General features: G+C 70.4%; 14 protein-coding genes and 2 pseudogenes. 11 read left to right on the forward strand and 5 right to left on the reverse strand.

Going from position 1 to position 14,006, the window contains the following annotated elements:
* The first annotated feature begins 62 nt into the window (after positions 1 to 62).
* The 6 genes from ACFVGW_RS10085 (at position 63) to ACFVGW_RS10110 (ending at position 6,917) form a co-directional block, all read left to right on the forward strand.
* Positions 63 to 1,685, forward strand: coding sequence for a PP2C family protein-serine/threonine phosphatase (locus ACFVGW_RS10085; protein ID WP_385851577.1), 1,623 nt, complete (start codon positions 63 to 65; stop codon positions 1,683 to 1,685).
* Positions 1,682 to 2,791: a B12-binding domain-containing protein gene (locus ACFVGW_RS10090; RefSeq protein WP_385851578.1), complete on the forward strand. Its 1,110-nt coding sequence runs from the start codon at positions 1,682 to 1,684 to the stop codon at positions 2,789 to 2,791. Before ACFVGW_RS10085 ends, ACFVGW_RS10090 begins: the two co-directional genes overlap by 4 nt.
* 24 nt (positions 2,792 to 2,815) lie before the next feature.
* On the forward strand, positions 2,816 to 3,202 hold the full coding sequence (locus tag ACFVGW_RS10095) for an STAS domain-containing protein (RefSeq protein WP_385851579.1): 387 nt from the start codon (positions 2,816 to 2,818) through the stop codon (positions 3,200 to 3,202).
* Between the two features lie 130 nt (positions 3,203 to 3,332).
* The gene (locus tag ACFVGW_RS10100) at positions 3,333 to 3,893 is read left to right on the forward strand and encodes a flavoprotein (RefSeq protein WP_385851580.1); all 561 of its coding nucleotides are present in this window, start codon (positions 3,333 to 3,335) and stop codon (positions 3,891 to 3,893) included.
* A gap of 307 nt (positions 3,894 to 4,200) precedes the next feature.
* Positions 4,201 to 5,388, forward strand: a complete 1,188-nt coding sequence (locus tag ACFVGW_RS10105) for an FAD-dependent monooxygenase (protein WP_385851581.1) — start codon at positions 4,201 to 4,203, stop codon at positions 5,386 to 5,388.
* Positions 5,388 to 6,917: a hypothetical protein gene (locus ACFVGW_RS10110; RefSeq protein WP_385851582.1), complete on the forward strand. Its 1,530-nt coding sequence runs from the start codon at positions 5,388 to 5,390 to the stop codon at positions 6,915 to 6,917. The genes ACFVGW_RS10105 and ACFVGW_RS10110 overlap by 1 nt, the downstream gene beginning before the upstream one ends.
* 29 nt (positions 6,918 to 6,946) lie before the next feature.
* Here the strand turns inward: ACFVGW_RS10110 and ACFVGW_RS10115 are convergent, their stop codons facing one another.
* Positions 6,947 to 7,777, reverse strand: coding sequence for an alpha/beta fold hydrolase (locus ACFVGW_RS10115; RefSeq protein ID WP_385851583.1), 831 nt, complete (start codon positions 7,775 to 7,777; stop codon positions 6,947 to 6,949).
* Between the two features lie 354 nt (positions 7,778 to 8,131).
* Between ACFVGW_RS10115 and ACFVGW_RS10120 the strand changes: the two genes are divergently transcribed.
* Both ACFVGW_RS10120 and ACFVGW_RS10125 read left to right on the forward strand, forming a co-directional pair.
* Complete coding sequence (locus tag ACFVGW_RS10120; RefSeq protein WP_385851584.1) at positions 8,132 to 9,040, forward strand: hypothetical protein; 909 nt, start codon at positions 8,132 to 8,134, stop codon at positions 9,038 to 9,040.
* Positions 9,041 to 9,526: 486 nt separating this feature from the next.
* Positions 9,527 to 10,504, forward strand: a complete 978-nt coding sequence (locus tag ACFVGW_RS10125; RefSeq protein ID WP_385851585.1) for a hypothetical protein — start codon at positions 9,527 to 9,529, stop codon at positions 10,502 to 10,504.
* A gap of 229 nt (positions 10,505 to 10,733) precedes the next feature.
* Here ACFVGW_RS10125 and ACFVGW_RS10130 read toward each other — a convergent pair.
* Positions 10,734 to 10,937 (reverse strand): annotated as a pseudogene (locus ACFVGW_RS10130) (integrase core domain-containing protein); the annotation flags it as partial.
* A 148-nt stretch (positions 10,938 to 11,085) separates the two neighbouring features.
* Positions 11,086 to 11,289 (reverse strand): annotated as a pseudogene (locus ACFVGW_RS10135) (IS5/IS1182 family transposase); the annotation flags it as partial.
* Between the two features lie 81 nt (positions 11,290 to 11,370).
* On the opposite strand from ACFVGW_RS10135, the gene ACFVGW_RS10140 reads away from it, so the two are divergent.
* From ACFVGW_RS10140 to ACFVGW_RS10150, 3 genes are all read left to right on the forward strand, one after another.
* Complete coding sequence (locus ACFVGW_RS10140; RefSeq protein ID WP_385851719.1) at positions 11,371 to 11,904, forward strand: AAA family ATPase; 534 nt, start codon at positions 11,371 to 11,373, stop codon at positions 11,902 to 11,904.
* 178 nt (positions 11,905 to 12,082) lie between these two features.
* Positions 12,083 to 12,601: a DUF2716 domain-containing protein gene (locus ACFVGW_RS10145; RefSeq protein ID WP_385851586.1), complete on the forward strand. Its 519-nt coding sequence runs from the start codon at positions 12,083 to 12,085 to the stop codon at positions 12,599 to 12,601.
* A gap of 304 nt (positions 12,602 to 12,905) precedes the next feature.
* Positions 12,906 to 13,154: a hypothetical protein gene (locus ACFVGW_RS10150; protein WP_385851587.1), complete on the forward strand. Its 249-nt coding sequence runs from the start codon at positions 12,906 to 12,908 to the stop codon at positions 13,152 to 13,154.
* A 27-nt stretch (positions 13,155 to 13,181) separates the two neighbouring features.
* On the opposite strand, the gene ACFVGW_RS10155 is transcribed toward ACFVGW_RS10150, so the two are convergent.
* Entirely contained in the window at positions 13,182 to 13,724 is a 543-nt protein-coding gene (locus tag ACFVGW_RS10155) for an alpha/beta fold hydrolase (RefSeq protein WP_385851720.1), read from the reverse strand.
* Positions 13,628 to 13,975 carry a hypothetical protein gene (locus tag ACFVGW_RS10160; RefSeq protein WP_385851727.1) on the reverse strand — a complete coding sequence of 116 codons (348 nt, stop codon included), beginning with the start codon at positions 13,973 to 13,975 and terminating at the stop codon, positions 13,628 to 13,630. Before ACFVGW_RS10160 ends, ACFVGW_RS10155 begins: the two co-directional genes overlap by 97 nt.
* Positions 13,976 to 14,006: the final 31 nt, after the last annotated feature.

Genomic DNA, 14,006 nt, shown 5'->3' on the forward strand with positions numbered 1-14,006 from the left:
AGTTTCCACGGCATCGTGATGTGAGAGGCAGGTGAGGGCCCGTCCGCAAGGCCCAGGGTTCCATGACCAGTTTCGCCCAGCGTCCCCGAGCGAGCGCCGCCGCCAGCGCCGTGACCGCCCTCACGGCTCCGTATCCGGTCATGGTGATGGACAAGGCCGGACACGTCGTGGACCTCAATGACGCGGCCGTCGCCCTCCTCCCGAAAGCCCGCGCCAAGCGGCACGCGGCACCCCCCGGCTGGCTCGCAGCCGCGCACGGCGCTCCCGGGGCCACCGACGTGAGCGGCACGGTCGGAGACCGGTTCTTCTCGGCCCATCCCACCGCACTGCCCAGCGGGGACACGGCGTGGTGGCTGGTGGAGCAGACGGCCTACCGTTCGGTCCTCAGGGAGTTGGAGGCCGAGCGCGAGCGAGCCCGCTTCCTCACCGAGGCCTCCAGCAGGCTCCTGGCGTCGCTGAACCTGAAGCGGTGCATGGAGGTCACTGCCCGCCTGGCCGCGGAGCACCTCGCCGATGCCGCGTTCGTCATCGCCCCGACCATGGCCCGGAAGCTGCCGATGGTCGTCTGCGACCACGAAGGGCGTCTGTCCCACCGGACCCTCTCCAACGCCGCACACACCCTGCCGGGTCTGCCGGAGGCACTGCGCGGCTTTCCCCCCGCGCCGTCACGGTGGATCGACCCCGCCTCGGCACCGGCCTGGCTGATCCCGCCGGGGTTCGGCGAGGTCGGCTCAGTGGCGATCACCCCGCTGCCCGGCCATGGAGTCCCGGCCGGGGCGCTGGTGTTGCTGCGCCGGAAGGAGCAGAGCGCCTTCACCGAGTCGGAGGAGGAGCTCGCCGGCCTCTACGCCGCCCGTGCCGGGGCGGCCATGTCCGCGGCCCGGCTGTACGCCGAGCAGAACACGATCACCGACACCCTCATGCGCGAACTCCTTCCGCCCACCTTGCGCCAGTTGGACGGCGTGGAGTTCGCCGGAGGGTACCGGGCCAGCGGTGACAGCGAACGCATCGGCGGCGACTTCTACGACCTGCACCCTCCCAGCGAGGACTGCCCCGAGGCCCTCGCCGTCCTCGGCGACGTGGCGGGCAAGGGGCTCGAAGCCGCGGTGCTCACCGGAAAGATCCGCAACACACTGCAGGCGCTGCTCCCGCTGGGCGCCGATCACGCGCGCATGCTGCGCCTGATGAACAACGCCCTGCTCAACAGTCACCACACCCGCTTCGTGACGCTGGTACTGGCCTCGGCCCGCCGAGAGCAGCAGGACGTGGTGCTTCGGCTGACCTCCGCCGGGCATTGCCCGCCGCTGGTCGTACGGGGTGATGGAACCGTCCAGGTGCCCGACACCGGCGGCACACTGATCGGCGTCCTGCCGGAGATCACCTCGCGCACCGCCGAGGTACGGCTCGCACCGGGTGAGACGTGCCTGCTGTACACCGACGGCGTCACCGAGGCGAAGGGCGGCCCGCTGGGAGACGCCCAGTTCGGCGAGGAACGGCTCCGGCGCGCTCTGGCCCGGTGCGCGGGCCTGCCTGCCGAAGCCGTGGTCGAGCACGTGCAGATGCTCGTCTCCGAGTGGATCGGCGACGGCGTCCACGACGACATCGCCGTCGTTGCCATCACCGCACCCCGCGGCGCGCGCCTCAGTGCCGTGGACGGGACGACCAGGGGCAGGTTCACTCCATGACGATCATTCCCGCCCAGGGCCGCGACGACGTGCGCGGCCGTCACCACATCGGCGCCCGCCTCGCGTCTCCGCCCGGCGACGAACGGTCGGGGGAGTGGGCCGACAAGCTGTGGTGGGCGGTCCGAACGGCCGACGAGTACGCGGCCGTCGCCGTCGTCACCGACGCCGTGGCGGCCGGGATGGAGCCCGAGAGGGTTCTTCTGGAGGTCATCGGTGCCGTCCAGCACAAGGTCGGCATCGAGTGGGCCGCCAACCGCATGAGCGTGGCCGAAGAGCACTCCGCGACCGCCATCAACGACCGCGTCATCGCCGTCCTGACCGCCCCCGGCGGTCAGCCTCCCCGTGGCAGGCTGACGGTCGCCTGTGTGGACAAGGAATGGCACGCCCTGCCGGCCCGCCTCCTCGCCGAGACGCTGCGGCTACGCGGCTGGCAGGTGGACTACCTCGGCGCTCAGGTCCCCACCGCGCATCTGATCAGCCATGTCCACCGCACCGGGCCCGCAGCGGTGTGCCTGTCGGCCGCGCTCTCCGTCCGGCTGCCCCTCGCGCACGCGGCGATCTCGGCCTGTCAGGCCGCGGGCGTACCCGTGATGGTCGGAGGCCTCGCCTTCGGCGCGGACGGGCGCTATGCCCGCCTGCTGGGCGCGGACGCCTGGGAGCGCGATGCGCGCGCCGCCGCCGATCGGCTCGCCTCCGCTCCGCTGCCACCGCCGCGGCCGCCCCACCAGGCCATCGACGACCTTCCGCACCTGGGCGACCAGGAGTACACCATGGTGACCCAGTCCGCCCGGAGCCTGGTCAGCGGGACGCTGGAGGGCCTTCAGCAGCGTTTTCCGGCGATGCGTGACTACGACGACGCCCAGCGCGAGCGCACCGCCGAGGACATCGCCCACATCGTCGATTTCCTGGCAGCAGCCCTCTACGTGAACGACGCCGACTGCTTCACCGGCTTCCTCGCCTGGACCGCGGAGATCCTCACCGCTCGCGGCGTCCCGGCCCGCTCCCTGCCACCGTGCCTGGACCTGCTGGAGGAGCGGCTGAAGGACTTCCCCCGGTCGCGCAGTCTCCTCGACGCCGGGCGCACCGCGCTCGCTTCCTGTTCCTGACCCCTTCACGCCCGGAAGAATCCCGTGACCGCCTTCCCTGACGCAGAGCCCGTCGTCCTCCAGCCGCCCACCGCCCCGCAGACCCTGTGCCTGGCCCTGGTCGGAGATCTGGGCTACGAGAACAGTGAGGAAGTCCTCGAACTGGTGGGCGAGGCTCTGCGGTCCCGCGAGGACGTCCGTACCCTGCGGCTGGACTGCCGAAGGCTGGACATGGTCGACTCCACGGGACTGTCCGCTCTGTTGCAGATCCACCGCTGGACGCAGCGGGACGGCGTGGGCCTCTACCTGGACCATCCCGGTCCGGTACTGGAACGCGTCCTGCGCATCACCGGCACGTACGAGCATCTGACGGCCCCCCGACCGCCCTCGCCCCACCACACCGCCGCGCAGGCCTACGAGATAGAAGGCTGAGACCTCCGCCCTCGCCGGCCCGAGGAGGCCGGTCCTTCGCGGCGTCGAGGCCTCACGCGACGGGACATGGTGACATTGCCGGTGGACTGCGCCGAGTTGGCAGCGACAGGCATGTGATCGGATGGCCACCATGACCACTCCGACCCCGACCCTGTACCTGTTCAGCAGCGCCGCCCTGCCCGTCTTCGACGTCGCCCGCGTCATCGAGGAGGCGCAGGCCGACGGCTGGGACGTATGCCTCGGTCTCACCCCGACGGCAGCCCGCTGGCTCGCCGACTCCCTGGACGGTCTCGCCGCCCTCACCGGCCACCCCGTTCGCTGGGACCATCGCCTCCCCGGACAGCCGGATGTGTGGGCGAAGCCGGACGCCGTCCTCGTCGCGCCGGCGACGTTCAACACGATCAACCAGTGGGCGCTCGGGATCACGGACAAATGGCTCGTCGGCGTGGTCGCGGAAGGGATGGGCAAGGGCATCCCCATGGCGATGATGCCGTGCGTGAACCGGGCATACGCCGCCCACCCTCAGTTCGAGCGGTCGATCGACACCCTCAGGGAGGCGGGGGTACGCGTCATCTACGGCGAAGGCGGCTTCGTCCCCGACGATCCCGGCCAGGGAAACCCGGCCACGTACCCGTGGCGGATCGCCCTCGACACCGTCGCCGATGCTCTCGGCCCGATCTCCACCACATAGAGGAGGGGGAGCGGCGCAGGGCAGTCGTGGCCCGCGGCCTTCGGAGCGGATGCCGACCGAAGCGCCCAACATGGCCCCGATGCCGCTCACTCGTAGCCCATCGCTCGCCACACCGTTGTACGTTCCCCGGGCCCGCTCGCCGCGTGCTGGACGACGGCCTCGGCCCGAGGCCGTCCTCACGTTGACAGGTGCGGGGCGACATGTTGCTATGGGGCGCCGCTCAGCCCTCCCACCTGCGCCGCGTCCCGTCCCCCCCACCGCCGCCCGCCCCCCTCGCGGCGGAGCCACAGAACCTGAGCGAGGAACCATGCCGCAGCGCGCCGCGACCGTCGTCGGCGGCGGGATCGGGGGCCTCGCGGCCGCCATCGCCCTGCACCGGCGCGGCTGGCGCGTCCAAGTCCTCGAACGCGCCCCGCGGTTCACCGAGATCGGCGCCGGAATCTCCCTGTGGCCCAACGCGCTGCGCGCGCTCGACACACTCGGCCTGGCCGGCACGGTGCGCGCCCTCGGCGCCGTCGAGACCGCGGGCGGCGTCCGCGACCGCAGGGGACGCTGGCTCTCCCGTACGGAGACCGGCGAACTCGTGCGCCGCTTCGGCCATCCCCTCGTGGTCCTGCACCGCGCCGAGCTGCTAAGGGCGCTCACCGAGGCGCTCCCGCCGGAATGCCTGCGGCCCGGCAGTGAGGTGACCGGCGTCCGCGACGACGGCCACGGCCTCGTCGTCCAGCACGGCGGGGGAGCGTGCCGGGCCGACCTCGTCATCGGCGCCGACGGGCTGCACAGCGCGGTCCGTCAGGACCTGTGGCCCGACGCGCCCGGCCCCCGGTACGCCGGCTACACCGCCTGGCGCATGGTCACCGAGCCCCTCGCCGAACCGCCCGCCGAGGGCGCCGCGACCTGGGGACGCGGCGAACGGTTCGGCTACACGGCCCTGCCCGGCGGCCGGATGTACTGCTTCGCGACCGCGTCCCTCCCGCCCGGAACCGTCTCCGGCACCACCGAGCACGCCGAGCTGCTGCGCCGGTACGGATCCTGGCCGGAACCGATTCCCGCCCTCCTGGCCGCCGTCCCCGCCGACGCCGTGCTCCGCCACGACCTGTACGAACTCCCGCCGCTGCCCTCCTTCGTACGCGGCCGGGTCGCCCTCCTGGGCGACGCCGCCCACGCCATGACCCCCAACCTCGGCCAAGGCGCCTGCCAGGCCCTGGAGGACGCGGTCACCCTCGCCGCCTGCCTCGACACCACCCCGGACGTGACCGCCGCACTCCGCTCGTACGACTGGCTGCGACGCCCCCGCACCCAGGCGGTCGCGCGCCGCTCCGCACGGCTCGGCGCGATCGGCCAGCTGGCGTGGCCGCCGGCCGTGTTCCTGCGCGACCTCGCCGCCCGGCTCGCGCCGGAGCGGGCGACCCTGCGTTCCATGGCACCGGTGCTCGGCTGGACCCCGCCCGGAGCCCCCGCGACCCCGACCGCGACGGATGACGAGACCCCCTGATGCCGGACTGGACCTATCACCCCCTGCGCGGCGCCGCCGCCCGTGCCGTCGGCACGCGCCGCTCGCAGCGCACCGCGCTGCGGCTGCTCGCCGCGATCGGCTCCCGGCCCGTCGGCGCCCGGCTGATCGCCCGCGGCTTCGGACACCGGCACCCACCGGAGCGGCTCGCCGGCGAACTGGCCGGCGTTCCCCTGGCCGTGCGCCTGGGCATATCCGTCCCGCCGGCGCTCGCCCACGAGACCATCCGCGCCATGGCCCCGCTCGGGGCCGGTGTCGTCGAGGTGGCACCCGTCTCGGCGGCCGACGTCGAGACCGTCCGCGCGGCCGCCACCGGCCGCTCGATCCCGGTGGTCGTCCGTACCGCGGACCCGGAGACCGAGGCCGCCCTCGCCGCGCACGTCGACGGCTTCACGCGCGACGACGAGCCGCAGGCCGTACGGGTGTCGGACCCGTCGGTCGGCGCCGCGGCCGCCGCGCTCGACGACCCGGACGCGGTCCTGCTCGCCCGGCCGGGTGTGCTCATCGAGGCCGGACCCGGCTGGTTCGCCCGGGTCACCGAGGCCGCCACCTCCACCGCGCCCGCCCCGGGGCTACGGGACGTCGGCAGGGACCCCCGTCGCTGGCCCGCCTGGGTGTGGGGCCTGCTCGTCGGGCTCGGCATGACGGTCGCCGGACTCGGCGCGGCGGCGATCACGCTCGGGCCCGTACTGATGTGGTACGACCGCGACTACCTCGGCATGACGCTGGACGAGCTGCACGCCGCCAACCACCACCTCGTGCACTTCCTCCAGCACGACCGGATCACCATGGCCGGCACGATGGTGTCGATCGGTGCCCTCTACACCGGCCTCGCCGTGGGCGGGATCAGACGCGGCAGGGCCTGGGCCCGCGAGGCGTACCTGCTCTCCGGTGCCATCGGCTTCCCCACCCTCTTCTACTTCCTTGCGACCGGCTTCGTGGAGCCGCTCCACACGGCGACCACGCTCGTGCTCTTCCCGATGTTCGTGGCCGCGGTCCGCCGGGCGCCGCACACCCCGCGCTGGCGCCGGATGCCCGAAGGGCCGGAGCCCGAGCGGCGACGGGCCCTCGTGGGCCAACTCCTGCTCATCGTCACGGGAGCGGGCCTGTTCGTCGGCGGCACGGTGATCTCGGTGGTCGGCCTGACCGGCGTCTTCGTGCCGAGCGACCTGGTCTTCCTGGGCGCCGACATCCAGGCCCTGGAAGCCGTGAACCCCAGGCTCGTCCCGTTCGTCGCCCACGACCGGGCCGGCTTCGGCGGCGCACTGATGGCCGCGGCCGCGGCCATCACGCTACTCAGCGCGTGGGGCTGGGGGCGCGGCGAGGCCTGGGTGTTCTGGTCCCTGGCCACGGCGGCGGCCTTCGGCTTCCTGCCCGCCGTCCTCGTGCACGGCGCGATCCACTACACGGACTTCCTCCACCTCGCGCCCGTGTACATCGGCATCATCCTGACCGCCACGGGCCTGCTGCTCGCCCGCCCGTACCTGTGCGCGAGGCCGCCGACCCCGTAGAGGCCGGTCACCGGCCAGGGCCTACTTGCCTACCCCGTGACGAACGCGAGGAGGTCGGGGTTGAGGACCTGCGGATGCGTGGCAAGCATCCCGTGCGGAAGTCCTTCATAGGACTTCAGCCGGCCGTGCCGCAGCAGCTCGGCCGCCAGGGGAGCCGAATCGTCGTAGGGCACGATCTGGTCGTCGGTACCGTGGGCGACCAGGACCGGTACGTCGATCTGCTTCAGATCCTCGGTGAAGTCGGTCTCCGAGAACGCCTTGATGCAGTGGTAGTGGGCGTTGGCCGCGCCCTGCATGCCCTGCCGCCACCAGTTGTCGATCAACCCCTGCGACACCTCCGCGCCGGGCCGGTTGAAGCCGAAGAACGGTCCCGAGGGCACATCGATGTAGAACTGGGCGCGATTGGCCACGAGGGCGGCGCGAAACCCGTCGAAGACCTCGATGGGCAGGCCCCCCGGGTTGGCCGCCGTCTTCACCATGATCGGAGGCACCGCACCGACGAGGATCGCCTTGGCGACGCGCCCCGGAGCAGCGCGTGCGACGTACCGTGCCACCTCGCCGCCGCCCGTCGAGTGGCCGATGTGAACGGCGTCCCGCAGATCGAGCGCGTCGGTCAACACAGCCACGTCGGCCGCGTACGTGTCCATCTCGTGTCCGGTCGCGCTCTGCGACGAGCGCCCATGACCTCGCCGGTCGTGCGCGATGACGCGGTAGCCCTGGTCGAGGAAGAACAACATCTGGTTGTCCCAGTCGTCGCCGCTGAGGGGCCAACCGTGGTGGAACACGATGGGCTGGGCGTCGCGAGGGCCCCAGTCCTTGAAGTAGATGCTGGTGCCGTCTTTCGTGGTGACCGTTCCCACGGCTGATCCTCCGCCCAGTTGCGTGATGCGGTGTCTTTCGCAGGGTGCACACAGAAGCGACCTGAGTCGCCGAATGCTCACGAACATACCGCCACATAGAAATGAAGTCATTTCGGGCATCAAGGCGACCGGTGCAGCATGTGCAAGACCGCTGTAGCGCCCGGGCAAGGTGTATCGCGAAGGTTGGTACGGGCGTCACGCCACGCGAAGGAGGTAGGACTCGCCCACCGGCGCGCGCTGTGTCATGTTCCGTGGCCCTGTCAGTACGGTCGCATCTGTATCCCAGCGGGCCTCCCGGCGTTAGGACGTCGTGACAGCGTGGAGAGGCTCAGACCCCGACCAGATTGGACCGCCGTGTCTGATGCAGCCGCTCGTGCCGACCAACGCGTCGGACAGGTGCGGGACGACGTGGCTGGGCGCATCGCGCTGGCGCAGGAGTTCTATGCGACCGCTTCCGAGCCTGTCCGTCGGTATGGCCGCGCGGAGCTCAGTTTTCTCCGATGGACCGCAGCGCGCGGTGTGCTGGCATCGGAGTCCGCAGACCCTTCGGGCAGCCCGTGGTGGCGAGCTGTGAATGAAGGGCTGCTGAGAGACAAGGTGGAGGCGGGCATTCTGTCGACCGCCAAAGGCACAGGCGTCGCAAGCGCTCGTAGCGTCGAGTACTGGCTGGAATTCGTCCGAGCTCCGTCGCCGGCTCACTGGTACCGCGCCCACAATGCCAGCATCGTCTCGGGGTACCTCAGACATGCGGAACTCGCTGGTGCAGAGCTCCAGGTGGAGCGCTTCATGATGAACGTTGCGCTGCTCCGTGTGCTCTTCACGCACGCGATGCTGGTGAAGCCGCGACTGGCACTTGGGCGCATGGCCAGGCTGGGACCCCAGTTGGTGGATCCGCGCCATCGGACGGTCAAGCTCTTCCTCGACCTCGGTAGATCGTTTCCGTCCGAGTACCCGCTGATCGTGCCGACCGAAGAGACAATTCTTGACGAGCATGCCCTGGCTCGAATGCTGGACTACGGCATGATTGCGCCACGTCTGCCGGCGCTGTACGAGTTCTCGGCGCACGCGCTCGAGGAGCCACGCCTGGAGAACCTCCTCGACGCCGGCCTCCCTGCCTACGCGTGGCCGAGAGAAGACCGGTCGATCTGGTACATCGGCAATACCGGCGCGCACCTGGGTGCAATCGCCCGGGCTTCAGGCGTACGACTGAACTGGGAGCGATCGCCGGCTACCCGCACCGGTAAACGACGGAGCCCCCGCTGACGCATGGTGATCCGGTCAGCCCTGTGCAAAGGGCTGTGAGGCGTTCTTGTCCGGTCTGAATCCTGGAGGGTTTATTCGCTCGGTCGGACCAGTGTGACGTTGCCTCGGATGGCGCAGTGTGATGAGCCGCGTACTAATGGTGGTCAGATACGCGTTCGCAGCGTGTCATGGGCCGACCTGGGCGAATGCCCTGGGTGGCCACGAATGGAGCGCATTATGTCCCCCGACTTCGACAGCAATCCGGCGAACGATGACACGGGGGTTCGTGGTGCCGGCGCAGGGCACGAGTCACGCGCCCTCCCTGTCCGCCGGACGGCTCAGAGCACTTGGTCGTCTCCTGCCCCGGGAGCCGCAGCGCCGGGATTCGGGGCTGTCGTGCCGCCCGGGGGAGCAGCACCGGCGACTGCGGCCGTTGCCGACGTGTCGGAGCGGACTCCCTCCCCGGCGCCCTCCGCCGCGTCGTTCGCCATCGGCCCGTCCGGCACCGTGGAAGCCACGGCCGTGGAACCTTCTGTGCCGAAGACGGCATCCGCAGCGGGAGTCACAGAAGCTCCGGTCCACGACGAGACCGCGGACGCGGAAGGCGACGAGGCGATACACACGCTGCTGTGGACGGCAGCGACCGAGCGTCCGGTGCCCGAGGTCGCCGCGCTGGTCGCCCGGCTCAAAGACTCGGACACCGTGTCATGCCCCGCCGACGTGGCGCTTCGGGCTGCCGCCGTCTCCCGGCCCCTGGACGAGGTACGGCAACTGGTCGTCCTGCTCAACGAGGCGGGCTATGACCTCCACCAGGCCAAGACCACGCTGCGGGCTGCAGCGGTCGGGCGGCCGATCGAGGACATCGTCGAACTCGTGAACATCATCGGAACCGACAGCAGCAGCTGGCGGACCCTGGGCGACACAGACGCCGAGCAACACCCGGCCGAGCCGGCCCACGGCGCCGACCAGCCCGAGACGGCCCGCACCCCCGGCGAGCCCGCACCGAAAAGGATCCGCAGCGTCCTGAAGCCGGCGAAAGCGCCTTCGGACCATCCCTCGACGGCAGCCCCGGCCCCTCATGCTGCCTCCTCCGCGCTGCGCTCAAGGCTGCGTTGGCCGGCGGCAATCGCAATGATCGCCTGCGGGTTGTTGCTTCTGCCGACCGGTGCGGCAGGCCTGAACTCTGCAGACACCCCCGCCGTGGTCTCCATCGCGATCACCGCATGCTGTCTCCTGTGCGGCACATGGGTGGCGGTACAGGACAGTGTGAGGGCCTGGGTCGCCGCGGCGGCGGTCGCGACCGTCCTGATCGGACTGCACGCCGTCGCCGGCGCGCGCACGGGGGACTTGCTGGACAGCGGCCTCAGCTCCCGGCTCGTCTGGGCACAGGCTCTGACGTTGCTCACGTCCGCGGCTGTCATCGCCCTGGCGGCGGTGGTACTGCTCCGCCACACAAGAGCCACCAGGACAGCCGACCGAGCCTGAGAGTCGGCGGAAGCGGCGCAGTCCGGGCCATGCCGAGCATCGCCCGTGGTGGAGACTGCTGCCCGGCGGGAGCCGGGCAGCAGTGCAACTCGACGACCCGGCCGGACCGCCGCCGTTGCACGCAAGCAGGCCGACACGAGGAGTGCCACAAGAGGCCTCGCTGTGTGGGGCAGCGGCCCCAGTGACGCCAGTGCCGTGCCGCCGCCCCGTCCGTCTTCAGCTTCACCGACTAGATGTAGTGACTCGCAGGGTTGTTGACTCGGCTGATGGGTGGGTATCCGTCGAGTGCGGTGTGGCAGCGGTGGTGGTTGTAGGTGTGGAGGAAGTCTGTCAGGGCTTCGGTTCGTTCGGTGTTCGAGGTGTAGGGCTGGATGTAGGCCCATTCGTCGAGCAGGGTGCGGTTGAAGCGTTCGACTTTGCCGTTGGTCTGGGGTGACCGTTCGGAACGCACGGATCGCTTCGGTCTTCCGGTCCCCTGGCTCCGTCAGCAGGACTTCCACACGCCCTCCCCGGCAGCATAATGCTGTTCAGCAAGTGAACCATCTGCAGTCGCGACCGCCGAGCCCAGACAAGGGTGGGACAAGGTGGAGAGCGATCTGGCAGGCGATGACGAGCGGCTTGTCCGTTCGCATGGCCAGGCCGCGCAACTTACTGAGACGTTTGATGCATCGCTCCACCGCAGTGCGTTGTTCGTACATCTCGGCGTCGAAGGCTGGCGGGCGCCCGCCAGCACAGCCTCTCCGCAGACGGTGGCCGACCTGGCCGGACGGCTGAGGCATGACAGCAGGTAGCCGCGCTCTAGACTGGTCCCTTCTTGATCCCTGCGGAGAGTCCTGTCGTCGGCCGTCGGTAGCGTGACCGCCGTGATGGTAGGAACCGAAGGAACCCGGCTGATCGTCCTGCGCGGCAACAGCGCGTCGGGGAAGTCGTCCGTCGCGGCCCGTCTCCGCGAGCGGTTCGGCAGAGGGCTGGCCCTGGTCGGCCAGGACAACCTCCGTCGTACCGTGCTCCGCGAGCGGGACCGCCCCGGCGCCGCGAACATCGGGCTGATCGACCTGACAGCCCGCTACGCCCTGGACGCGGGGTACCACGTCGTGGTCGAAGGCATCCTCTACGCCGACCACTACGGCGACATGCTTGCCCGGCTGCGTGCCGACCATCGCGGCCCGACCCACGGCTACTACCTGGATGTCCCCTTCGTCGAGACTCTCGCCCGGCATGCCACCAAGCCGATCGCCGAGGATGTCAACGAGACGCAACTGCGCGACTGGTACCGCCCGCGCGATCTGCTGCCCGACGGGCTCGAGGCAGTCATCGGTGCAGGCAGCGCACTGCATGAGACTGTCGACCGCATCATGCTCGACACCGGACTGGCCCACCTGCCCGCCCTGGAGCGCTGACCGGCCGCCACTGCGAACACGCCCCCCGGTGGCTGGCGTAGGGCCCACTCCGATCCCAGCTTCTGTAGTGCGTCGAGTTGTTCGGCGGTGAGCTTGTCCCGTCTCGATTGGGTGCGGGAGACGCTGATGCGGATCTCTTTCTCTGATCCTCAATCAGGCGACTCGATAGGATCGCGGCATGACAGAGGATCCGGTGTCAGCGCTGCCAGAGGCTGAGTATCGACGCGTCTGGGACCGCTTCTACGAGGACTTCAATTTCCGGCCGAGTATGAGTTCGTTCAGCTGGCCGGCAATCAAGGAGCCTGTCGCGTCGGTCACCTGGAGCCTTGCTGCCCTTGGCGACGATCCGGGTTGTGAGCGACTGGACCGCCTCGTCGCGGTGGTCGAGCAAGGGCTGACCTCGTGCGGTGGCCCGCAGGACACGCTACTTGCGCTCGACTGGCAGCACACGTCGTATCGCTTCGCACCGCAGCAGGTCGGCGGTCCTGGGCAGCCGGCCTGGCCTCTGAGCCCGTACCCCGACGGGGATTACTACGTCTACCTCTCGGAAGACTTCCGCTACGGCAGTTTTGGGCACCCCTGGGAAGAGACCCTCTGCCTGTTCGGGGAGGAACTCCTCGACGCCGTTTCCGCCGAGGTCGACAAGATCCTTGGCTCTGCGATCCGCAGGTCCGGCAAAGCACCGGGGCGCGCCTGAGCTCGCTTTGGCTCAGAGTCTCGTGAGAACGCGTGCCCCCACGCGGCCGCTGCCGAGCTCGCGTGAGCCGATGTCCGACCTGCCTGATCCCCCGCCCTGAACGGCGGCACGGTCCGCGACGGCGTGCTCACCGCCGTCGAGTCGGTCCTTGCCCTCAGCGCGTCGTTCTGGCTCGGCTTCGCCGACCCCGCAGCACCCCAGCGGATCCAGTCCGCGAACTGCGCCCCGGACTGGACGAAGCGCGGGTTCCTGCGCGGTTACACCGACAGCCGCTACTTCTCCCCACTCAACCAGTCCCGAGGCGTTGTACGCACAGAACGACGTCGTCCTCTACGACCGCGCCGAGGACCCGAACGAGACACGCAACCTCGCCGCCGACCCCGCTCACCGCGACCTCGTCGTCCGCTACAGCACCCTGCTCGAAGCGCTCATCAGCGCCGAGATCGGTACGGACACCCGCGCCTGGATCACCGAATGCCCCCACCTCCTCGGCTGGCTGAAGACCACCGGCTGCGCCGCGGCGATTTCCGCGGTGCGGGCCGAGTCTGAGTGACGCCGGCTGCTGCGTGCGCAGCCGTGGTCAGGCGCTGTGCTGGGCGAGGAAGTCGGTGATGAGCTCCCGCCATTCCTCGGGCCGTTCCACCATGGGCAGGTGGCCGGTGTGGATCTCCGCGAGCCGGGCGCCGGGAATGGTGTCGGCGAGCTGGTGGTGCAGACGGGTGGAGGTGAACCAGTCCTGGGTGGTGGAGATGACGAGGGTGGGTGCCTTGATGCGCGGCAGGTCGTCGCGGACGTCGACCCGGGAGGCCAGCTCAGCGTGCTCGGGAGTGCCGTCGGCGACGCCGGCCGCGGTGAATGCGAGGGCCTGCTGGAGTTGATCGGCCGATATGGCCTCCAGTGCGTCGGCGCCCAAGGCCATCATCGTCAGGTACTGGGCCAGCAGTTCACGGTCGCCGGACTCGGCCAGCTTGCGCCAGATGGGCAGGGCGAGAGCGAGGCGGTTGTCGTGGTGGGGGAGGGTGGCGGTCAGCACGAGGGCGGTGATGCGTTCGGGGTGGCGGGCGGCTGCACGGATGGCGACGGGGCCGCCGAGGGAGTAGCCGGACAGCGCGAAGGTGTCCAGGCCCTCGGCGACGGCGGCGGCGACGACTGGTCGGCGAGGTCGTCCAGCAGCAGCGCTGTGGTGGAGCGGGGGGTGTCGCCGCTGCCGGGGTAGTCGATGCCGACGACGGTGTGCCGGTCTGCCAGGCCTTCCAGGATCGGGCCGTAGGTGCCGGCCGTGCTGCTGCCGGCACCGTGGGCGAGCGCGAGGCCGGAGCCCGAGCCCAGGACGGTGCGGGCGAAGATGGCTTCGGGCAGGAGGCGTGCGGACATGGGTGTTCCAATCTGCGGGTGTGAAGATCAG

Origin of the sequence: Streptomyces sp. NPDC127129 (genome assembly GCF_042671585.1) — a bacterium.
Taxonomy (GTDB): domain Bacteria; phylum Actinomycetota; class Actinomycetes; order Streptomycetales; family Streptomycetaceae; genus Streptomyces.